The sequence below is a fragment of the Paenibacillus sp. cl141a genome, assembly GCF_900109305.1.
In the GTDB taxonomy this organism is placed as follows: Bacteria; Bacillota; Bacilli; order Paenibacillales; family Paenibacillaceae; genus Paenibacillus_AQ; species Paenibacillus_AQ lautus_A.
Map to the genome: position 1 here is coordinate 381,748 of NZ_FNZO01000003.1, position 22,211 is coordinate 403,958.

22 protein-coding genes are annotated in these 22,211 nt (G+C 53.3%); 16 read left to right on the top strand and 6 right to left on the bottom strand.

Annotation, left to right across the window (positions count from 1 at the left end):
* Positions 1-204: 204 nt before the first annotated feature.
* The gene (locus BMX45_RS11690; protein ID WP_090909829.1) at positions 205-1,758 is read right to left on the bottom strand and encodes an FAD-dependent oxidoreductase; all 1,554 of its coding nucleotides are present in this window, start codon (positions 1,756-1,758) and stop codon (positions 205-207) included.
* Positions 1,759-1,973: 215 nt separating this feature from the next.
* Here BMX45_RS11690 and BMX45_RS11695 point away from each other — a divergent pair, with 215 nt between their 5' ends.
* The 4 genes from BMX45_RS11695 to BMX45_RS11710 all read left to right on the top strand — a co-directional run bounded on the left by BMX45_RS11695 (position 1,974) and on the right by BMX45_RS11710 (position 6,573).
* Positions 1,974-3,335, top strand: a complete 1,362-nt coding sequence (locus tag BMX45_RS11695; RefSeq protein WP_090909830.1) for a spore germination protein — start codon at positions 1,974-1,976, stop codon at positions 3,333-3,335.
* Positions 3,328-4,437 (top strand): GerAB/ArcD/ProY family transporter, encoded by a 1,110-nt coding sequence (locus tag BMX45_RS11700; protein WP_090909831.1) that lies wholly within the window; start codon positions 3,328-3,330, stop codon positions 4,435-4,437. The genes BMX45_RS11695 and BMX45_RS11700 overlap by 8 nt, the downstream gene beginning before the upstream one ends.
* The gene (locus tag BMX45_RS11705) at positions 4,434-5,543 is read left to right on the top strand and encodes a Ger(x)C family spore germination protein (protein ID WP_090909832.1); all 1,110 of its coding nucleotides are present in this window, start codon (positions 4,434-4,436) and stop codon (positions 5,541-5,543) included. The genes BMX45_RS11700 and BMX45_RS11705 overlap by 4 nt, the downstream gene beginning before the upstream one ends.
* Positions 5,544-5,622: 79 nt before the next feature.
* Positions 5,623-6,573 (top strand): aldo/keto reductase family protein, encoded by a 951-nt coding sequence (locus tag BMX45_RS11710; RefSeq protein ID WP_090909833.1) that lies wholly within the window; start codon positions 5,623-5,625, stop codon positions 6,571-6,573.
* Here BMX45_RS11710 and BMX45_RS11715 read toward each other — a convergent pair.
* From BMX45_RS11715 to BMX45_RS11730, 4 genes are all read right to left on the bottom strand, one after another.
* Positions 6,570-7,682 (bottom strand): GGDEF domain-containing protein, encoded by a 1,113-nt coding sequence (locus BMX45_RS11715; protein ID WP_090909834.1) that lies wholly within the window; start codon positions 7,680-7,682, stop codon positions 6,570-6,572. The genes BMX45_RS11710 and BMX45_RS11715 overlap by 4 nt on opposite strands.
* A gap of 113 nt (positions 7,683-7,795) precedes the next feature.
* Complete coding sequence (locus tag BMX45_RS11720; protein ID WP_090909835.1) at positions 7,796-8,893, bottom strand: sensor histidine kinase; 1,098 nt, start codon at positions 8,891-8,893, stop codon at positions 7,796-7,798.
* Positions 8,886-9,581 carry a response regulator transcription factor gene (locus BMX45_RS11725; protein ID WP_036662019.1) on the bottom strand — a complete coding sequence of 232 codons (696 nt, stop codon included), beginning with the start codon at positions 9,579-9,581 and terminating at the stop codon, positions 8,886-8,888. Before BMX45_RS11725 ends, BMX45_RS11720 begins: the two co-directional genes overlap by 8 nt.
* A 118-nt stretch (positions 9,582-9,699) precedes the next feature.
* Positions 9,700-10,710: a D-alanyl-D-alanine carboxypeptidase family protein gene (locus BMX45_RS11730; protein ID WP_090909836.1), complete on the bottom strand. Its 1,011-nt coding sequence runs from the start codon at positions 10,708-10,710 to the stop codon at positions 9,700-9,702.
* Between the two features lie 198 nt (positions 10,711-10,908).
* On the opposite strand from BMX45_RS11730, the gene BMX45_RS11735 reads away from it, so the two are divergent.
* From BMX45_RS11735 to BMX45_RS11785, 12 genes are all read left to right on the top strand, one after another.
* Entirely contained in the window at positions 10,909-11,304 is a 396-nt protein-coding gene (locus BMX45_RS11735) for a Fur family transcriptional regulator (RefSeq protein ID WP_009590342.1), read from the top strand.
* The gene (locus BMX45_RS11740; protein ID WP_090909837.1) at positions 11,280-12,098 is read left to right on the top strand and encodes a winged helix-turn-helix domain-containing protein; all 819 of its coding nucleotides are present in this window, start codon (positions 11,280-11,282) and stop codon (positions 12,096-12,098) included. Before BMX45_RS11735 ends, BMX45_RS11740 begins: the two co-directional genes overlap by 25 nt.
* 187 nt (positions 12,099-12,285) lie before the next feature.
* Complete coding sequence (locus BMX45_RS11745; protein WP_090909838.1) at positions 12,286-13,746, top strand: catalase; 1,461 nt, start codon at positions 12,286-12,288, stop codon at positions 13,744-13,746.
* Between the two features lie 105 nt (positions 13,747-13,851).
* Positions 13,852-14,007, top strand: a complete 156-nt coding sequence (locus BMX45_RS31285) for a hypothetical protein (protein ID WP_175495085.1) — start codon at positions 13,852-13,854, stop codon at positions 14,005-14,007.
* A 229-nt stretch (positions 14,008-14,236) separates the two neighbouring features.
* Positions 14,237-15,052, top strand: a complete 816-nt coding sequence (locus BMX45_RS11750; protein ID WP_090909839.1) for a uroporphyrinogen-III synthase — start codon at positions 14,237-14,239, stop codon at positions 15,050-15,052.
* 108 nt (positions 15,053-15,160) lie between these two features.
* Positions 15,161-15,799 (top strand): ThuA domain-containing protein, encoded by a 639-nt coding sequence (locus BMX45_RS11755; protein WP_090909840.1) that lies wholly within the window; start codon positions 15,161-15,163, stop codon positions 15,797-15,799.
* A 34-nt stretch (positions 15,800-15,833) separates the two neighbouring features.
* The gene (locus tag BMX45_RS11760; RefSeq protein ID WP_090909841.1) at positions 15,834-16,532 is read left to right on the top strand and encodes a response regulator transcription factor; all 699 of its coding nucleotides are present in this window, start codon (positions 15,834-15,836) and stop codon (positions 16,530-16,532) included.
* Positions 16,529-17,881 (top strand): sensor histidine kinase, encoded by a 1,353-nt coding sequence (locus tag BMX45_RS11765; protein WP_090909842.1) that lies wholly within the window; start codon positions 16,529-16,531, stop codon positions 17,879-17,881. Before BMX45_RS11760 ends, BMX45_RS11765 begins: the two co-directional genes overlap by 4 nt.
* An 88-nt stretch (positions 17,882-17,969) precedes the next feature.
* On the top strand, positions 17,970-18,596 hold the full coding sequence (locus BMX45_RS11770) for a PepSY domain-containing protein (protein ID WP_090909843.1): 627 nt from the start codon (positions 17,970-17,972) through the stop codon (positions 18,594-18,596).
* Positions 18,597-18,717: 121 nt separating this feature from the next.
* Positions 18,718-19,305, top strand: a complete 588-nt coding sequence (locus BMX45_RS11775) for a PepSY domain-containing protein (protein WP_090909993.1) — start codon at positions 18,718-18,720, stop codon at positions 19,303-19,305.
* Positions 19,306-19,554: 249 nt separating this feature from the next.
* Positions 19,555-19,872 (top strand): phasin family protein, encoded by a 318-nt coding sequence (locus tag BMX45_RS11780; RefSeq protein ID WP_009590344.1) that lies wholly within the window; start codon positions 19,555-19,557, stop codon positions 19,870-19,872.
* Positions 19,873-21,543 (top strand): ABC1 kinase family protein, encoded by a 1,671-nt coding sequence (locus tag BMX45_RS11785; protein WP_090909844.1) that lies wholly within the window; start codon positions 19,873-19,875, stop codon positions 21,541-21,543.
* On the opposite strand, the gene BMX45_RS11790 is transcribed toward BMX45_RS11785, so the two are convergent.
* Complete coding sequence (locus tag BMX45_RS11790; RefSeq protein WP_090909845.1) at positions 21,540-22,109, bottom strand: hypothetical protein; 570 nt, start codon at positions 22,107-22,109, stop codon at positions 21,540-21,542. The genes BMX45_RS11785 and BMX45_RS11790 overlap by 4 nt on opposite strands.
* Between the last annotated feature and the right edge of the window lie 102 nt (positions 22,110-22,211).

The following is a 22,211-nucleotide window of genomic DNA, read 5'->3' on the forward strand; positions in this document are numbered from 1 at the left end:
TCGTGCAACGAGCATCTTCGCCATATATCAAGACACAGGCACCCGTCAGGGTGCCTTTTTGAATGAGGAATAAATCTGCAGAGATTTGCTGTCCGAATCCCGCAGGAAATACGAATATCGCAGGTGATGTATAAAAAGAAGTGAAGCCCGGTGGCTCACTTCTTTCTGGTTTAAGTCCTCTTAAGGCGCGGTGGGCTGGGATTATTAGCTCTCCGGGTCCAATTGCTTCAACGGCTCAATAGCCGGTCCTTCCAGCACCTCGCCGTTATGGCGGAAGCGTGATCCGTGGCAAGGGCAATCCCATGAGCGTTCGCCCTCGTTCCATTCCACCTCGCAGCCGAGATGGGTACAGGTGGTATCCACAAGATAGAGGTTTCCTTGATCATCCTTATAGGCCCCGGCACGCTGCCCGTTATGACGGACGACGGCGCCTTCGCCTGGCTTCAGCTCGGTTATGTCGGCGTGGGACATTTCGAACTTGCCGGCAACGAAATCCTTTGCAACCATGGCATTTTGCGCGACGAATGTTTTGATGCTCGGGTCTGCCTTGAAGCGGGACGGGTTAAAGACGTCGGCATAACGATTATCTTTCTCCAGTATTTGATCGCAAATGATCTTCGCGGCCAATGTTCCCGTTGTCATCCCCCATTTCCGGAAGCCTGTTGCGACAAAGATCCGGTCCTGATTGGACGTGATCGGCCCGATATAAGGCATGTTGTCCAGCGTGATCAGGTCCTGGGTCGACCAACGATAAGGAATGGCGGAGGCGCCCAGCAGATTTCCTGCAAAAAGCTCCAGGTTCTCGTAATGCTGATGGGTGCAGATGCTCCGGCCCGTCGGATGGTTCTCGCCGCCGACGATAACCAACTCCTCGCCGTTATAGGTAGCCGACCGCAGGGAACGGGTCGGCTGATCCACGCTCAAGAACATCCCGCCCGGATAAGCGGTTTCGGGTTTGACGGCAACCGCATAGGAACGTTCCACATGCAGCCGCGTGAAGAACAGCCCTTTCCCGTCATAGAACGGAAAATGAGACGCGGATACGGCGTGATTGCAAGTAATCCGGTGGCCGCCCCGCTTGGTGAGCAGCGTGATGGGTCCGTCGGTTTCGACTTTTTCATCCATGGTCGTATTCTCATAGATTCGCCCACCGAGCTTCAGAAATTGCTCCGTCAGATGCTTAAGGTATTGTAGGGGATGGAACTGATATTGCCCCGGCATCTTGATCGCTCCGCGGACGGGCATAGGCAGAGGGAGGCTTTCCTGCCATTCTCCCGGGATGCCGAGCTTCTCGTAGGCTTTGATTTCGTCCTCCAGCTTGGAGAGGTATTTGTCATCCGTTTGAGCGTAAATATAGGCATCCTCCAGCTTTAGCCCAAACTTTTCCTCGTCTCCGCCAACAATGTCCCTAATGAATTCAATCGCTTCCCGATTTCCTTCGTAATAGAGCCTTGTCTTCTCATCCCCGAAATGATTTAGGAATTCATGATAAATCAGCCCGTGCTGGGCCGTGACCTTGGCTGTAGTATGGCCGGTGGTCCCGTTCAGGATTTGCCCTGCCTCGATCAGCACGACATCTTTGCCTGCTTTGGCCAGCAAATAAGCGGTCGTGATGCCGGTTATACCGGCCCCGACTATGGCCACATCCGTCTCAATATCTTCGGCCAAGCGGGGAAAGGCAGGCAGTTCGGTTGTTGCTACCCACAGCGACTCCGGAAATTGCGGCAGTTCCTGATGCGATGAATTGGATGGGTTCATTCACGATTCCTCCTTGGTTACTATGGGGATCACCCATAAACTCAGTCTCTTGTCTTCATTATTACCACATGGGAATGATTAGAAACTATGCCGTTTGGATGGAAAGATGCTTCTTGAAGTTTTCTGGAGGATTGTAAATATTTTGGGACATTTGTGCAGAACCTAGGGAAACAAGCGGGAGTTCACGGAAATATAAGAAGATGGGGGATGGTATCTTGACCAGCGAACAGTATTTGAACGCGGACCAAGCCAAGAACTGCCTGAAGGAGCAGCTTAACCGCATCGGTGATATCGAGCAGCGCGAGCTGAAGAACGAGGGTGAGCACGCGCTGCTGGTCTATTTAAAGAGCATGTGCGATCCTGTCATGATCAACGAAAATTTGATTAACCGCTTTTATGAGCTGAACTCCTTGGACTTATACGAGCAATTCATCCGATCCTTTCCATCGAGCATGGAGCCGAAAGATGAGCAGGAATTGCTCCGCAATATACTGAGGGGCTGCGTTGCCATATTCATACGGGACACCGTGCTGCTTTTTGACGCCGTCTTGGTTAATGCCAGTTTTATCCAACCAGCCAGTACGGAGAACGTCATTCAGGGACCCGATGATTCGTTTACGGAGAATATCGAGGTGAACCTGAACCTGGTTCGCCATCGATACCAAACCACCGATTTGAAGACGGAATTCATGACCGTCGGCAAAATATCGCAGACCCGGATCATCATTATGTACGATGCGCTCAAAGTGGAAGAAACGGTGCTGCAGGAGCTTAAAAAGCGACTGTCCGAGCTCAAAGCGGATATTGTGCAGTCGGCATCCGAAATCGAGAGACACACGATGCACCCCCGATTTCGGTTGTATCCGACGCTGATGCTGACCGAGCGCCCAGACCGGACTGTATTGAATATATCGCAGGGAAAGATCGCCGTGTTGATGGATTCAACGGGGTATGCCCTTCTGCTGCCGGCCATATTCAATGATTTCTTTACCGCGATGGACGATAAAATCCAGCTTCCTCCTATCGGCTGGTTTCTCAAGGCCATTCGGTATATCGCCTTGTTTGTAACCGTGCTGATGCCAAGTCTATACGTGGCATTCACTTCGTATAACCCGGAAATATTGAGGATGCAAGTTACGCTTCTCATTGCAGGAAGCCGGGCCACGGTACCGTACCCGTCCTTCTTCGAAGTGATCTTTATGCTGCTCGCGATGGAATTTCTGACGGAGGCCAGCGTTCGGCTGCCCAAAGCGATTGGCCAGACCGCGACCACGGTCGGGGGTCTCATTCTGGGAACCGCCGCTACGGAGGCCGGACTGGTCAGCAACATCATGATCATTCTGGTGTCCGCGGTTGCCATTACTAACTTCGTCATCCCGATCACGATGATGAGCTCCGGCATCCGCGTTACGAAGTATCTGTTCATCGTGCTTGCGACCTTCTTCGGCTTGGTTGGCATCGTGTTGGGTGTGGTGGCCATGATCATGTACCTCACGAGCCTACGGTCCTTCGGCAAACCTTACTTGAAGATGTTTGCCGTGGATCGGAACAAGAAAGGGGACCAGCGAAGTGGTTAGAAACAAATATTTTTATTACCTCTTCCTGCTCAACGCAACCATCAACCTGATTAATTATGTCCCCCGCATCTTGATTACGGATCGCTTTGACGGTGCGATGATGTCGATCCTCGTATCCATCCCGATCGGGACCCTGATTATGTTTGGCTTCATCAAACTGATTCAGAAATTTCCGGGACAAGGGCTGCCGGAGATTTTCCTATCGGTGATGCCGAAAGGGATATCCGGCATCCTGCTTGTGTTATACGGACTTGCGTGGTATTTCTCCAGCGTCATTACCTTGACCAGCTTCGTGGATATTACCAACCGTTACGTCAGTCCGGACGTGTCTCCCTATATCGTTCTAATGGGATTTCTGGTGGTTGTGGCGCTTAGCGCCAGGCTCGATTCCGAGTCGATTCTTTACGGGTTGGAGATGATTTTGTACATCACCGTTCCTCTGATCGCTTATATGTCATGGCGCGTCTTCAGCAATCCGTATTTCAGCTGGGATGCCGTGAGGCAGATCATTACCCATGCCTGGAATATACCTAATTACGGGACGGTTGCGGCAGCAACCTATATTTTTACGGGATACGTGAACATGGTGGTATTCAACCGGATCTTTCACCAATTCAGAGTTCGCCATATTTGGGCAATCGTGGTAGTCAGCATACTGACCCTTCTCGTTTCGATGTTCGCGCCCATCGGGATATTGGGAGCCGCGGGAGCCGGAGGACATGTGTATCCTGCCTTCTCGACGATAGACGCACTCCGGATCCGTTATTTCATCGTTGAACGGATGATTTACGTCTTCTATGTGGCCTATATGTGCCTTTCCCTCGTGAATTCCATCATTCACTGGCATGTTGGCAAGGAATTGATCCTGGGAGGCTTCGGTTTAACGGGGGATAAGGGCAAATCGATAGATAAGAAGCGAAAAGTCGAATGGTGGGTCCTGTTGCTCTTTTCCCTTATTACCTACGGAACCTCGTTAATAGTGAATCAATACATATTGAACGATATGGCGATCGTATTTCTGGACGTCCGGTTTGCGGGCGAGTTCCTGCTTATTGCCATGTTAATCTATGCGGTATGGAAGAAAAGGAGGAAGAGAGCATGAATGGCCTGAAACGAGGGCTGCTCTGTCTCATGTGCTGCTCTTTTTTGTTACTGTCGGGCTGCGAATTTCGGGATATCGATCTTAGGCTATTCGTAGTTTCCATAGGGATCGATGTCTCGGAGAAAAATCCCGAAATGCACCGTTTCAGCTTCAAAATCGCCATTCCTTCGGGCGATCCGAAAACTGGGGACAAAAAATCTCTGCTCATTACGCAGGAATCGACAAGCATAGCGGAGGCGATCCGGGAGGTCAAATCCAAGGTGGATAAGGAGCTTGACTTCGGACATTGCAAGGGTGTGATGTACGGCGAGGCTTTCGCACGGACAGATATCAGCAAAGTCCAGGACTGGACCGTTCGGAGACGGGACATGCAGCTGCTCATGTATCCGGCTGTTGCCGTACCTACCGCAGAAGCCGTATTGAAAGCGGACCCCCCTACGGAGCGGATCGCCGGGAACGCCATATTTCTGGCACTCAGCGAGGATGGCACCGAATCCCCTTTCATCACGAAGACCTATTCCTTCGATCTGAGCCGCCGAATGATGGAGGAGGGGGAGGACCCGGTTATGCCCGTTGTGGAAACGACCGAAGACAAGGTTCTGAATATCGATAAAGTAGCCTTGATGGACAAGAAGAAAGTGAAGTACATCCTGACCCCGGATGAAACCAGGCTGTATAATCTGCTGGACCTCCCGAATTTAAGCACGAATTTCGGAACGAAGATTGGCGGCAAATTGCTTGAAGTGAACACGGACAGAACCCGGGCCAGATACAAGATCGTAACGGATAAACGGGGTGAAGAAACGATTGATTATAAGATAAGGATCACGGCGATATTGGAGGAGAAAGAGGATCCCACGCAGCTGGATCCGAGGGATCTGGACAACATCGAAGCGCAATTCGGCAAGGAGTTATCCCAAGCGGTCAAAAGCGTTCTGGAGAAAATTCAAAAAACAGGACTGGATCCGCTGGGTTTCGGCCTCCGGTATGGCGGCACGCATTGGAACAACCGGACGGAGATGGAGGAATGGGCGGCCATTTATCCGCATGCCAAGTTTAATGTATCGGTTAAGGTAAAAATAAAGTCTACCGGCTACAAACGCTAGGCGGGGGATATCTGTTTATCGTACAGGAAGATGTTACAATAAGGATAAGCATCTATCTTGTATGAAGGAGGTTTCACATATGGAATTCAGAAGACTGGGCGGAAGCGGACTGAAGGTTAGCGATATCAGTCTCGGGAGCTGGCTGACCTACGGGGGATACGTGGAACGGGAAAATGCGATCAAGTCGATTCAGACTGCCTATGGACTCGGCGTCAATTTTTTCGATACGGCGAACGTCTATGCTCAAGGAGCGGCTGAAGTCGTCGTGGGCGAGACCTTAAGGGCATTTCCGAGAGAATCCTATGTGCTGGCCACAAAGGTGTTCGGCAAGATGGGAGACGGACCGAATGATCAGGGGCTGTCCCGCAAGCATATCAAAGAGCAGTGCGATGCCAGTCTAAAGCGGCTGGGCACCGATTACATCGACATCTACTACTGCCATCGATATCATGAGGAAACGCCGCTTGAGGAGACGCTTCGCGCGCTGGATGATCTTGTCCGCCAAGGCAAGGTGCTCTATGTCGGCGTCAGCATGTGGACGGCGGCCCAGATGGAAGCGGCCTTGGCCGTGGCGGACCGGTATTTACTGGACCGCATCGTGGTGAATCAGCCGCTGTACAACATGTTCGAGCGCAAGATCGAGGAGGAGATAATTCCGCTTGGCGAGAAGAAGGGGATTGGACAGGTCGTATACTCGCCGCTCGCTCAAGGGCTTTTGACCGGCAAGTACGCCTCGAAGCAGGACGTCCCGGAGAACAGTCGCGCTTCGAAGATTGGAGCCGACCGGCTCAAAATAAACGAAGATCGCATCCAAAAGGTGCAGGCGCTGAGCCTTGTCGCAAGCGAGCTGGACATGACCGTCGGCCAATTGGCTTTGGCCTGGATTCTGCGCCAGAACAACGTAGCCAGCGCGCTGGTGGGTGCCAGCCGTCCGGAGCAGGTGGAAGAGAACGTGAAGGCTTCCGGTATGAAATTGTCCTCGGATACGGTGGCTGTCATCGAGGACATCCTGAAGGCGGATCCGAATTAGGAGAGAATCAGGTCGTTGATTTCGGGTGCGGAGCATACGCGGTTGCGCCCGCTTTCCTTGGCGCGGTACAGCTCGCGGTCCGCTTGCTGGAGCAGCTCCTTGGCATTTTTGGACCGGATCGTATCGGGATGCACGGCAGCGCCGATGGACACGGTGATTCGAAGCTTGGCTCCGTCTTCGAGGGTGAAGACGTGGTCCTCTACCGCGGCTCGGATTCGTTCCGCGATCGCGGCCGTCTCGTCGATGGTGGCTTCCGGGACCAGCACCGAGAATTCCTCCCCGCCGTTGCGGGATACCTCATCAAAAGAACGGGAATGATCCCTCAGCACTTTGCTTAGCTGCTGCAAAACGACATCTCCGGCCGCATGGCCGTAGGTGTCGTTTATTTGTTTGAAATGATCGATGTCCACGACCAGGACACCCAGCCGCTCGCTGAAATGCTGGGCTTCGAGGAAGCGTTCCGACAACAGCTGCTCGAACTGGCGCAAATTGTGCAGGCTGGTCAGGTAATCCGTTTCCGCGTTCTTCTTCATCTGCAGGAACAGTTTATTCGAGGTGCTGATATATTCGGTCAGCATGTAGATGACCACCGTGGCCAGCACCGATATGACGAGCTGCTGCGTGAAGACGGTAAACACCTTTTGGTGGTTCGGGATGTTCATCCACATAATGAACAAGATGATCAACATGCTGGATACGCTCATCATCAGCATTTTGTTCAGACGATTCCAACAGGTACGGGAAAGGATTCCGCAGACGACGCTGATCAGCAGCATACCGGCACCTGCAATGGCCGAGGAGGCGGACATGCCGAACAGGATCAACCGTCCGAGTGCAATCAGCATGCCGGCAATCAAGGACGGAAGCCATCCCAGGTAGGTGGCGATCACCATAATGGCCAGATGCCGCAAATCGGCAAAAAACCGCGGGTCGATGGGGAACGAGTAGTACATCAAAATGATCCCATAGATGCCAAAGAGCAGTCCGGCGTTGATCTTGACGGTGAAGGATGGCGCCACGACACCTGCGACATATTTTTGGGACAGCAGTCCGGATAAGTATAAGAAGGTTACAAATATACAAAAATTGGTAAATAGGATATTAGTCATAGGGGATCATTCCTTTCACGTACCCTGCGGTAAGAACGACAGAGCGATGAAGACATTCCCCCCTATTTTATCGGAAAATGGAATTGTATGTCGAATGACAAACGTAATGTTTGTTAATTTTCTGGGACCTGCAATGGCAGGCGAACCTCGAACATCGTCAACTCTGTCGTACTGGTCACCTGGATCGTGCCATGATGGGCATCGACGATGGTTTTTACGATGGCCAGGCCAAGCCCCGAGCCGCCGGTTTGATCGGTCCGCGATTCATCTGCCCGGTAAAACCGCTCGAACAAGTGGGGAATGGCATGCTGGGGAATCGGAGGACCGTAGTTGATCACCTGCACGATGGCAAACTTGGGATCCTGCGATACTTTTAAATCCACACGCCCGGCCTCCCGTCCGTGCCTTACCGCATTGGACAGCAGATTCTCGAAGGTGCGCATCAGCTTATCCCCGTCCGATGAGATCATGATTTTCTCCGCGGCAGGCGTAAACACGACCTGTACTGATTCATGCTGCCCGGTCAATGAAAAGTCCACGGCCAATTGGGCAAGCAGCTCAACCAAATTGATGTCCACACGGTTAATCGGGGAATACCCCATCCGGGTGTACTCAAACAAATCGTTCACGAGCCCGCCCAGACGCAGCGATTTATCGTAGGCGATATCAGTGTAATAGCGGAGTTCGACCTCATCCTTGTAATGGTCTTCGTTGACCAGCCGCAAGTACCCGATGATGGAGGTGAGCGGGGTGCGCAGATCATGCGATACGTTGCTGATAAGCTCGTTTTTGGACTGGACCGCCATCCGCTCTTCTGCCAGCGACAGCTTGAGCTGCTGGGCCATTTGATTGATTTGCACGGCCATCTGGCCCAGCTCGTCGTTCGAGCTTACGATGATCGCCTGGTCCAACTCGCCCTTCGCCAAACGCTGCGTCCCCTGCATCAATTGATTGATTTGGCGAATGGTGCCTTGACTTAAGAGAAGCACCATGCAGATAAACAGCACGATGCCGATGATCGTCGGGACGACCGGAAAGCCGAAGAAACTCGACAGCGTACGTTCCACTCTGAAAAGGGTATCCACCCAGGGCTCCTTCCAATACTCCCGGCCGATCAATCGCATGATCTGCTGTGCGATGAACAATATGGACAAGGTCAAGGCACCGCTGGCGAAGAACAGCGTGATAATCTTCCACTGCAGCTTACGCATGGATTTTGTACCCGACGCCCCATACCGTTTGGATGAGTTTATAACCGAGTTCCTTCTCGAGCTTGTCCCTCAGGTTGCTGATATGAACCATGACCGTATTGTTGGAGACGTAATATTTTTCCTTCCAGACCTGCTGGAAGATATCCTCGGCGCTAAAGATTCTCCCCGGTTGACGGGCAAGCAAGTACAAAATCTCGAATTCCCTGGCCGTCAGGGAGATGGCATGGCCATTGGCCGTTACCTCATGCGTTGTCCGGTTAATGTCGAGCCCGTCGATCCGGATCCGGTCGCTGTCCCCCTGGTGAAGGTCCACGTTGTACTGGGTGGAGCGCCGCAGCAGTGTTTTGACTCGTGTCGTCAGTTCCAGCGGATTGAACGGTTTAATCATATAATCATCCGCGCCTGTCATGAGCCCCAGTATTTTATCCATATCCTCGCTCTTCGCGCTCAGCATCAGAATGGGAATGGACGAGGTTTCCCGGATTCTGCGGCAGGTGTCGATCCCGTTCAGCTTGGGCATCATGACGTCCAGAATCACGAGATCTATCATTCCGTTGTTCGAGGTCATGGCCTGCAGGGCTTCTTCCCCGTCGTGGGCTTGGATTACGCGGTATCCTTCATTCTCCAGATAAATGGAGATCAGCCCGGATATTTCTTTATCGTCATCTACGATTAATACGCTTCTCATTGATATCCTCCCGTACATCTCCCATGAAAACTATGATTCCTTTAGGAACAGTGTACCCTAAATCAACCGCATAAAGTGCAGCTTTGCCTTCAAAAAATAGGGAGTACCTGCACAATAGCTATTTAAAAAGGCCGGATACGAGATTCGAAAGAATGCCTTGGCGATCGAATCCGTAATCCATCAGCTTCCGGGTTTCCGTAAACCGCTGATCGGCGTCCCCGGTTCCCATCACGACGGAAATCAGCCGGTTCCCGCCCCGTGATGCGGTTCCTGTGAAGCAATAACCGGCCGAGGCTGTATACCCGGTCTTAAAGCCGTCATTGCCTTGGTAAGCATGCGGCTCGCCGGGCAGCATGAGATTCGTGGTGTGCAGGGAGAGTTCCTTCTGCGGGACGGGCAAATCCCGCTGGCTGGTTACCTCAAGCATTTCCGGGTGTTTGTTCACCAGCCATCTGGCGAGCATGGCCGAGTCCCGGGCCGTCATGACGGTGTCCTCTTCGGAGGCCGCCTCGGCAAAAGGAACCAGGTCGGCCGCAGGCAAACCGGAAGCATTGGCGAATACGGTGCGGTCAGAGAGGCCGATTTCCTTCGCCCGGACATTCATGGTCTCCACGAATCGGGCCTCCGACCCGCCGAGGTGCTCCGCAATAGCAACGGCCGCATCATTGGCCGAATGGATGATGAGTGCTTCGAACAGCTGCTTCAGCGTGTAACGTTCGCCTTCATGCATGCCGATGGCCGAACCGGGTACCTCTGCGGCATATCGGCTGACCGGTACGTTCTCGTCCCAGGCATGCTGCCCGGAACGAACCGCATCCAGCACCAGCAGCTCGGTCATCATCTTGGACATGCTTGCGGGAGGAAGGGGGAGATCGGCATGCATCGCGTAGAGCACGCGGCCCGTATCCGCATGAATCAGGATGGCCGAGCTCGCTTTGATGGGAGGGGGGATAAATACCCTCGCTATGAACACGGCTATCAGAATGACGCCGAACAGCAGCAGCAACAGGCTTAATTTCGCCCGTCCCTTGCGGCGGTTCGCACGTTGATGCCGAAGCGTGCCGGCTTGCTGCCGGGATGTTTCAGGGGCTGGAGATGTTTTGCGGGGATGCTTGGTTATGGATTCCATGACGCTCTATCGTCTCCTTTGACTGGTTATATGTCTCATTTATGTATGTTCTAAGTCTAGCCAGACAAACTAAAGTAATTTTTAATTGAATCTAAAGAAATCTTAAAGATTACCAGCAGCGTTTTTGGTGCGGGATGTTGACCTTGAGGCGAATAGGATTTATACTTGATCTAAAAATAAATTAAAAGGGTGAATACCTTGAAATCTTTAAATCTGACGACGCAACGCCAAGCGGTGTACGATGTCCTTCGGGAATCGCATGATCATCCGACTGCTGCGGATATCATGAACCGGCTGGTGGAGAAAGGATATAATCTCGCGTACGGGACCGTTTATAATTCTCTGCGTTATTTGACGGATAAACAGCTGATCCGGGAATTGAAGCTGGGCGAGAGCGCGAGTCGATACGATGCCCGTACCGACGAGCACCAGCATATTATTTGTGAAGTCTGCGGCAAAGTGGACGAGGTCATGACGGAGGTGCCAGAGGATTGGGCTGCTACGGTAGCCGGTGAAACCAACTACGTTATCCATCATGCTCACGTCGTATTCGGGGGGGTGTGTCCAGAATGTCAAATCAAACGGAAGAAATGACGGAGCTCGGGAAAGTCTATGCGTTTCCGGATTTCCAATCCGGTAATCTGTATGTGCATCCCACGACGCCGATGGCGATTGGAGATGCTTGTCCCACCACGCTTCGGGCCGCATTGATCAGCCGTTCTCCGGGCCGAGTGAACGAAATGTTCATAACCTTGACGGAGAACTGCTTCGAGGTCATGATGTTCCGTAAATGGGAACCTCGACTGCAGTCTGCCCTGAACACGGGACTGATTATCGCCGACATGACGGGCTGCCGGAATATGGCGGCGTTCAACAAGGAGAAGGAGCTTCTGCTGCCGGAACATACCACGATTCCGATCTTGTATCTTGTAGGCGAGGAGCTCCTGAGCAATGCAGGATCAAGCCTGTTGGATGAAGAGCTGATGGTATGGCCGGCCCGTTCCAAAGATACGATGATGTATCAGGTGCAGCGGACGATCCGATTATTCTCCTCGGCAGCGGGTTTGTCGGGTGGAGAAGAGGTCATGCGGGGCATGATCTATAAAGATTTATCGATCGACCGTGATAAAATGACCATCCACCGGGGCAGCACCCCAATTCACTTGACCAAGACGGAGTATCATTTGCTGATGCTGCTGCTGGACAGCGAAGGGGCCGTATGCACGCGTGAGGACCTGATGTGCAAAATTTGGGATACCGATTTTATGGGCGGCAGCAACGTGGTGGATGTCCACATCAAAAGCTTGCGCAAAAAGCTGAACGACAACGCGGGTGCCCCGCGCTATATCGCAACGGTTAGAGGAGTGGGATACCGCCTGGCGGATTAATCCCCTCCCTTTTTTTGTTCATACGCGATTGTAGCAATGATTCATCCGAACTTCATATAAGGCTCATGGAAGGGTCACATAATGCTCACGCGACAATCATGATCCGAGGGAACCTCCGATGATACAATCATTTCATAAATTTAGATTCAGTCTAAAATCAATTATAGAAATGATGGAGGGTTCATAGATGGATAGATTGACAACCAACCAAGGTGCTCCCGTAGGAGATAACCAAAATTCCAAAACGGCGGGCCGCCGCGGACCGACACTGCTTGAGGATTATCATCTGATCGAGAAAATCGCCCACTTCGACCGTGAACGGATTCCGGAACGCGTCGTTCATGCACGCGGAGCAGGTGCCCACGGCGTATTTGTGGTCGAGCATGACATGAAGCCGTATACCAAAGCGGCATTCCTGCAGGAAATCGGTCAGGAAACCCCCGTGTTCGTCCGGTTCTCCACGGTCATCCATGGAACCGGGTCGCCCGAAACGGCACGCGATCCGCGCGGATTCGCCGTGAAGTTCTATACGGAAGAAGGGAACTATGACATTGTAGGCAATCATCTCCCGGTCTTCTTCATTCGGGACGCCATCAAATTCCCCGATATGGTGCATTCCTTGAAGCCTTCGCCGGAGAGCAACATTCAAGAGCCCGGCCGGTATTGGGATTTCATGACGCTGTCCCCGGAATCCACCCATATGATGACCTGGCTGTTCTCGGATCATGGCACGCCGGCGAACTATCGCGAGTTGGACGGCTTCAGCGTCCATGCGTTCAAGTGGGTGAACAGCGAAGGCAAAGTGACCTACATTAAATACAAATGGGAATCCGTGCAAGGCATCAACACGCTGAATGCAGACGAAGTGGGAGCGGTGCAGGGCAAAGACTTCAATCATGCCACCCGTGATCTTCGCGAACACATCGCTAACGGGAATTTCCCGAAATGGCGCCTGCAGGTGCAGCTGATGTCTCCGGAAGCAATGGATGATTTGTCCTTTGATCCCCTGGACCCGACCAAGACTTGGCCGGAGGATCGCTTCCCGTTCATAACCGTGGGTACGATGACCCTGAACCGTAACCCGCAGAATTTCTTCGCCGAGGTGGAGCAGGCGGCTTTCTCCCCAAGCGCATTGGTGCCTGGCATTGAGCCGTCCGAGGATAAATTGCTTCAGGGCCGGTTATTCTCTTACCCGGATACGCAGCGTCATCGTCTGGGCGCAAATTATTTGCAGATCCCGATCAACTGCCCGTATGCCCCTGTGCGCAATCATCAACGCGACGGCTTGATGAACGTGAATCAAGATCCATCGCCGGTGAACTATGAACCGAACAGCTATACAACGGGCCCTGTGGAAGATCCGTCCGTGAATGAGAGCGAAGCTCCGCTGAGCGGTCATGTCGTTCGCCAGCGCATCGAGAAAACGGATGACTTCACCCAAGCCGGCGAATTGTACCGTTCGTTTACGGAGCAGCAGAAGGATCATCTGCTTCGCAATCTGGTTGATGACCTGACCCAGGTCAAATCCGACATCCAGCTCCGTGCCGTATGCAATTTTTACCGTGCAGACGCCGAATATGGCGCAAGACTTGCCGCAGGGCTTGGCGTGGACCTGAGCGGATTCATCCCGGCCGGTCAGCCGAAGTAACACGACTAAGCATATAAGAGCCCGCCATCCTGTTTCCGCTGTGCAGGATGGAAGGCCTTTATATAGACGGCGGTCGCCGGCCAAAAGAGGTACCCGCATAAATGGGTGCCTCTTTTTTCTTTAGAGATCAGCCAAACGCAGACCATATCGGCAGCCTCCCAGGAACAGCATGCTTCCATGGAAGAGGTAACGGCGTCCGCGGCAGATTTAAGCCGGTTGGCGGAAGAACTGCAGGAGATGGTCAAACGCTTTAGGATTTAAGAGAATCCAAGGCGGTGTATCATCCACTGAAATATTTAAGCTGAGCAGCAGAGGAACGCCTATTCCTTTGCTGCTTTTTTGCATGCGGCAGGAAAGGGGGTTTTTTGGAAGAATAAGACCTTAGTGGCTTTATCTATGGGATCATGGCCTTTATACTGGAGTCAACTGCTAGAAGCTATACAGCATGAAGGCTGCACGAGCTAGAATTTAAGAGAGTGAGGCATATATCATGGCACAGCATATGAAAGATCGGGTTGTAGCCTTGGCAGGCCCGCGCAAAGCGGCGGACATGGCCAAGCTGGTGGAGAAGATGGGAGGCACGGCGGTGCTTCGCCCGGCGCAGGGGACGGTATTTTTGGATGATGAAGTGCTCCGGCGTTCCATCGAAGCTTGGCTCGAGGCGCCTGCGCCGTGGGCGATCTTTACGACGGGAATCGGCCTGGAGGCCATTTACGATACGGCCGAGCAGATGGGCCTGTTGGATACATTGAATGAAACGCTGGAGCGCACCTCGATTGCGGCAAGAGGGTACAAGACCGCGAATGCTCTGAAAAAACGCGGTTTGGCACCGGTGGTCAGAGACGATGACGGCAGCACGTCCGGACTGATCCGGTCGCTAGCGCCGCATGACTTGTCGGGTCAACGCGTCATTTTGCAGCTGCATGGCGAGTCTGCGCCTAAGCTGGTCGATTGGCTTCAGCAACGGGGAGCAGAGGTGCAGCAGATCCTGCCGTATCAGCATATACCGCCGCTGGAGGAGGATATTTCCCTGCTCGTTGACGAAATCGTTGGCGGCAAGGTTCATGCGGTTGCTTTTACAAGTGCGCCACAGTTTCGTTTTCTTGCGGATTATGCTCGTGCCCATGGCAAGCTGGAAGCCGTGCTGGAGGCGTTCCGCGGACCGGTCGTGGCGGCGGCTGTCGGCAGGGTGACGGCTCAGGGGCTCCGGGAGGAAGGCATTGAACGCATGGTGGTTCCCGAGGAAGAACGAATGGGCAGCATGATGGTGACGCTTGGCCGTTATTTTGCTCAAAATCAAGAATAATGTCATGATATAACGTAACGAAGCTAAGGATTTCGATCCATTCCAGCTCGTCGATGCATGTTCCCCAGGTTCATGTGAAATATTGAGTAGTAAATAGGAGGATGACCGATGGATAAGAGAAAAGCATTGCTGCTCGGCAGCTACACGCACCCGAAGTTTCATCCGCTGCAAGGCATTGATAAACAGATCACGCATCTGCTGAACGACATGTTCACCGTGCAGTGCACGGAAAACCATAAAATGCTTCATGAAAGCAATCTCTACCCTTACGAGCTGTGCATCGCCTATAGCGACTTGTGGGACGAGCGGGTTTCGCCGCGGCAGACCGCAGGCCTGCTGTCCTACGTAAGCGGAGGCGGCGGCTTGGTCGTGATTCATAATGGCGTTACCTTGGCAAACCGTTATGAGCTGGCGCAGCTGATTGGCGCCCGTTTTGACGGGCACCCGCCGATGGAGAAGCTGTATTTCGTTCCGGGGGAGACCGATCACGATATTACGGAGGGCGTTGAGCCGTTTGTGCTGGACGAGGAGCCTTACCGGTTCGTATTCAGTCCGTTCACGGAAAAAACCGTGCTGCTGCATTATGAGTACGAAGGCAAGCAGTGGCCTGCCGCTTGGTGCCATACGTATGGCATTGGACGCGTGGTCTTCTTGATGCCGGGCCATCATGAGCCGTCCTTTCTCCAGCCTCAGCTGCGTTTAATGATTACGCAAGCGGCCAAGTGGGCGGCGCGCGTTCCGGGTTAAGGCATTTCGAAATGATCGGGCAGGAGGGACGCGCGTGAGCGGCAAGATACTAATTGTTGAGGATGAAGCGAAAATCTCCCGTTTGCTTGAAATCGAGCTGGAGAGTGAAGGATACCAGGTCACCAAGGCGGATAACGGGCTGGATGCGCTAGAGGCATACCGCAGCCAGGAGGTGGATCTCATTCTGCTGGATGTCATGCTTCCGGGTATGAGCGGGATTGAACTGCTGCGGCGGATTCGTGCCCATGATTCCCATACGGCCGTGCTGCTGCTTACGGCGAAGAGCTCCGTTGAAGATAAGGTATCGGGGCTGGATCTTGGAGCCAATGATTATATTACGAAGCCGTTTCAGATCGAAGAGCTGCTGGCCCGGATTCGTGCCGCACTACGGCTTCAAGGAAAGACTCATCCGGAAGAGGAAGCGGCTGGGGAGTGGCTTACGGCCGCGGATTTGAAATTGAATGAAGGCACGCGGGAAGTGATTCGCGACGGCAGAAGGATCGATCTGACGCCGCGTGAATTTGACTTGCTCGTCTATTTGCTGAAGAACAAGCGGCAGGTGCTGAACCGCGAGCAGATTCTTGCTGCCGTGTGGGGGTATGATTATTACGGCGATACCAACGTCGTTGATGTATACATACGTTACGTCCGCAAGAAAATCGATCATGGCGGCACGCAAGAGCTTATCCACACCGTTCGCGGCGTCGGCTACGTGCTGAAAGAGACCCCATGAAGCTCAGCAGCAAAATCCATCTCTATTCGTCGGTGCTGATGGCCGCCATCCTGATAGTCATGAACTTATCCGTGTATTACGTGTTCAGCAAAATGACGGTGGACAGCCAGCTGGAGCAGGCGGAAGCCGAGGCGGGAAGCATCGTCAGAAGCACTGCGCATTCTGCCGCGACCATTCCCATTGACGATCTGTTGCGAAGTTATGTCCCGGCTGACGGAAAGATTCAATTCGTCCCGGCTGACAGCAAGGCGAAGTCTCCTTACGTGACCTCCTCCGGCGAGGATATGGATGAGCTGAAGCTGCCTTATAACGCCAATAAGCAGGTCGAGCAGATCCGATATGAAGGAATGCGTTATGTGCTGGTGTCCCTGCCTGTCATTTGGAGCGACGGGGCGGTATACAACATCCAAATTTCCCGCAGCCTTGCCGCTACGATGGAGACGCTGCAGGTGCTGCGGATCGTGCTGGTGGCCGTAACCGCGATTGCTTTGGTTCCGGTCATCATTTCGACGCGGATATTGGGGCGTTTAATCGTGCAGCCGATTACGGCCTTGATCCGTACGATGCGGGAGATTCGGCAGAGCGGACGGTTCCGTCGGATCGAGCTGAAGGAAACATCCAAGGATGAGCTGGTGGAGATGGGAGCTGCGTTCAATGACATGATCACGCTGCTGGAGAGCAACCATGCGAGGCAGGAACAATTCGTGTCCAACGCTTCCCACGAGTTAAAAACACCGCTCACCATCATCGAGAGTTACGCCAGTTTGTTGAAGCGGCGAGGTCTGGATCGGCCGGAGCTGTTCATGGAGTCCGTCGATGCGATCCATTCGGAAGCAATCCGGATGAAGGAGATGACGGAGCAGCTGCTCCTGCTTGCCCGCAATCAGGACCAATGGCAGGTCGAGATGGAGCAGCTGGATCTCGCGGCATTAGCGGAGTCTTCCGCCCGTGCATTTCGCGACGCCTATAACCGCACGGTCGAGGTTGAAGCCGGCGGCGAGGTTCTGGGCTGGACGGACAGCCGCAGGCTCAAGCAGCTCTTGTTCATTCTGCTGGATAATGCACGGAAATACAGTGACGAACATATCGTCATCCAGGTGGGCAGAAAGCCGTCGGAGGTATATATCCGGGTCATCGACCGCGGAATCGGCATTGCCAAAGAAGAGCTGGAGCACGTCTTCGACCGTTTCTACCGGGTGGACGAAGCTCGTACCCGCCGGGGCGGGGGAGCCGGCCTTGGATTGTCCTTGGCCAAGGATATCGCGGAGGCCATCTCTGCTGATCTGGAGCTGGACAGCCTGCCCGGCGTGGGTACAACGGCCACCATTCGGCTCCAAGAATCGAAATAAACGTCAGCAGCCCACCGTTTTCTCATCGAATTCTAACCATGCTGCGCTATACTGACGGTAAAGACCGAATGGGTTGCGAGGTGATTCAATGCGTAAAAAAGTGAGTGTGCTGCTGGGCGTCATTATCGTGGTTGCTGTCATGATCATCGTGAATGCGGTATGGAGTCCGTTTACCCGTTCGACGGAGGCGATGTCGCAGGAGGAAGCCGTAAGCGGAGTATTGAAACAATATCCGGACGGTGAGATTACAAAGGCAACGCTGGATGGGGAGATGTACCGGATGGAGCTGGAGTCCAATACCGGAAGGTATGAGATGACGGTGGATGCCCGTCAAGGCGATATCGTGTCCATCAAGCAGCTGGAAAAAGCCAAAGCGGAGCCAGAGCCGGAACCCGGAGAAACCAAGCAGCCAAACGACAATCCAAGCACGACTCCTGCGGAGCCTGCTGAGAATGGCGAGAAGGGATCAGCAGATGGTGAAAGCGGAACTGCGGAGCCGCCTGCAACGATGATCACCAAAGAGTACGCGATCAAGCTTTCTTTAGAGAAGGTACCGGGAACGGTGGAAGACGTGGAATATCGCGAGAGCAAGAGCAGCCGTTATTATCTGGTCGAGATCGAGCGGGAAGACGGGCGCGAAGCCACCATTCAGGTCCACGCGATTACCGGCAAGATCATGACCGTGACTTGGGATGACGAGGATGACGATGAATAGATTAGAGGCCTGTTCGCATTTTCTCATCGTATTCTAATCTTTCTCTCCGAAAGCTCTCATGTTGTGACGTTATATTGGGTTTGTAGAGATCACACAGAGAGTTTTGAGGAGGCGTAAGATGATGAACAAAAGAACATGGTGGGCAGGTGCGCTGTCCGTAGCGATCGCGGCAAGTGGAGTATACGGCTATAGTGCCGTGCAGGCTGCAGGATCAGGACAGACAACGCCGGCAGGAGCCCAGGCAGCAGCCAAGCAGGAGAAACAGCTCATTGGAATGGAAAAAGCCGAACAATTGGCACTCGCGGCTGCCAGCGGTAAAGTGGAGAGCATTGACATCGACCGCAAAAAGGGCAAGCTGGTGTACGATGTTGAGATTCAGCAGAGCAACCGGGATGTCGATGTATGGATTGATGCCTATACAGGCAAATCCCTTGGCGTCATAGTAGATCGGGATGATGACCGTGACAGCATTCCGGGGAATCTGATCGGTGCCGGCAAGGCATCCGCGATCGCTGTCAAGCACGTCAAGAGCGGGACAGCCGTAGAGGTTGATCTGGACCACGATGACGGCCGGTGGGTGTATGACGTCGAAGTGAAGACGGCCAAAGGTTTGTCCGAGGTAGAGGTTAACGCGGTCAGCGGCAAAGTGATCAAGGCAGAATACGAGAAATACGACGACCATGACGATGACGATCGGGATGACGATTAAACCGTTCTTCATCTGCGTAGGATAGCCGTATCAGCGAACAGCACGGGATGTAACCCGGGCGTTCGCTTTTTTGTCGTGGCATTAAGTGCATTCCCGCCGTCCACCCGATTGGCCCTCATATTTCATGGAAAATCAGGGGACATTGATAAGGGAGCTTCTCGATACTTATGAAAGCAAGTCCAAGGATAGATGTTTTTGCCAGCGTTAAAGGTTATAATGGAACCAGACAACGACCGGGAGGGATATATCGTGAGTGATCTTTTTAAGAAAGCCATCTCGTTAGGATTGGGCCTTACCGTGGTCAGCAAGGAAAAAGTAGAGAAAATCGTGGATGATCTGGTCAAACGCGGGGAGCTGGCTCCTGCGGAATCCAAGGCGCTGGTGAACCGCCTCGTCGAGCGCGGCGAAGAGGAGCAATCCCAGATCAAGTCATATATTTATGAGCAGGTGCAGCGCGTGTTGTCCGATCTGGATGTTCCCAAAGAGAGCGATGTCGCCAGCCTGGAACAGCGCATTGCCGCTCTGGAGAAGAAGGTTGTAGAACTGGAAGGATCGCGGCAGGAATAGATGGCGGTCCGAATTCGACATGCCGGACGTTACCGGGAAATCGCCATGGCGCTCATGCGTCATGGCTTTGGCTATATGGTGGAGGAGATGGGACTGTTCCATGTTCTGTCGCTGCCTGTCCGCTGGAACTCCAAGGAGCAGCCGGAGACGATTACGCTTGGGGAACGCATCCGGCGAGTGCTGGAGGATCTGGGGCCTGCCTTTGTGAAGCTGGGCCAATTGGCGAGCACCAGATCGGACCTGCTGCCAGACCATATTATCCAGGAATTGGTCAAACTGCAGGAACGGGTGCCTCCGTTTCCTTCCGCCAGTGCGCGGGAGCTGATTGAACAAGAATGGGGCATGCCGATCAATGACGTGTTGAGTGAGTTTGAGGACAAGCCGCTGGCTGCCGCCTCAATCGGGCAGGTTCACGCCGGGAGGCTGAAATCCGGAGAGCTTGTAGCGATCAAGGTTCAGCGTCCGGGCGTGGCCCGCATGATCGGCCGCGACTTGGAAATCCTGCGGGATTTAATTTCGATTGCCGAGCGCCATTGGGAATGGGTAAAGCAGTACCGCGTGGATCGGATCGTCGACGAGTTTGCCAGAGCGATGATGGCGGAGCTGGATTACAGCCATGAAGCCCGGAATGCGGAGAAGATCGCATCCCGGATGACGGAGCAGGAATTTGTCCATATCCCGCGGATTTATTGGGATTATACATCATCGAAGGTGCTGATGATGGAGTATGCCGAGGGTCTTACCTTAAGCCGCAGGCAGGAGATTGTGGCCAAGGGGCATGATCTCAAGGCGATCGCCGAGCATCTGACCGACGGCATGCTGCAGCAGATTTTTATTGAGGGCTTCTTTCATGCCGACCCTCATCCGGGGAACCTGCTCGTCAGGGAGGACGGCAAGCTGGTCTTTCTGGATTTCGGGCTGGTCGGTCACCTCAGCGAAGATATGAAGGATCACCTGTCAGGACTCATTATTGCATTGATGAGGCGGAATTCGGAAGGGATGATCCGGGCGATTTCCAGAATGGGTTTGATTCCGGACGATTGCGACATGGATGCGCTGCGGTCGGATATGGACCGTCTGCGGGAAGAGTATTATGACGTGCCTTTTGCTCAGGTGCGCATCGGCAAGGCATTGACCGATCTGTTTGCCGTTGCCCAGCGGCACCGGATTATGCTGCCTCCGGATATGACGCTGCTTGGCAAATCATTGCTGACCCTGGAAGGGGTCATCGAGATGCTGGACCCGAGCCTGAGCATTATCGATATGGCGGAGCCTTTTGGAAGGAAGCTGCTGAAGAAGCGGTACAATACCCGCCGGATCAGCAGGAAGGTGCTGGATGGGGTGGCGGGGCTTGCCGAGAGTTTGCTCGATCTGCCCGGTCAAGCCCGGCAGCTGTCGGCCCTGATCAGCAAAGGAAAACTGCGGGTGGAGATCAGCGTTCCGGAACTGAAAATGCTGATGCGCAAGTTGGATCAGATCAGTAACCGGCTGTCCTTCAGCATCGTGCTTCTGGCTTTCAGCATCATCATGGTAGGGCTGATTATCGGATCGTCGCTCAGCCGGGAGCCGATGATGATATGGAGCTTCCCGGTGATTGAAGTCGGATTCATCGTAGCCCTGCTGATGGTGGCGTGGCTGCTGTACGCCATATTCAAATCCGGCAGGTTCTAGCCTGCCGATTCGGCTCTTGTCCGTTTGCGCTGCTGCATCCAGGCCTGAACACCGATCAGGATCCACTCTATGAGATGGAAAAATACGGCGATGACCAACGATTGCAGCCAGCCCTCCACGGGAATGGCGGGCACGATCAGAGAGGCTATGTACAACAGCAGGGTATCGGTCACGACCGTCACTGCCTGTTTCATATAGATGGAGGTATCCTTGCGAAGCAGAAGCCGCAGCAAGGCGATGACCAGTGGATGTATGAGACCTTCGAAGATCAGGAACCCGATCAGGACCAAAAGCGAGAAGCCAAGCAGCACGCCTTGGCCGTCGTAGGCAAGCGTTTCGCCTGTTCCTGAAGGATCGGGCATGGGGAACCACTGGGCATACAGCATGGAAAAGAGCTCCAACGGCATAATGATAAAGGCCGACAACAGCGGAATGAGCCACAGCTTCTTCCGGAAGGGAACGATGGGCTCCCCGTCGCGTCTTGAAATATAATTCATCATTAGATTGATAAGGCCGAATAGGATCATCAAGATCAAGGCTGTCAGGATGAGCTGTAGAATATGCATATCGGGGACACCTCCTCGCTGGCGTATACTGGATTTCTATATCATTGACATTACCAAAGTCAGGGTCGTTTGTCAGTTTTCTGGCGAAAATAGTAAATGGAT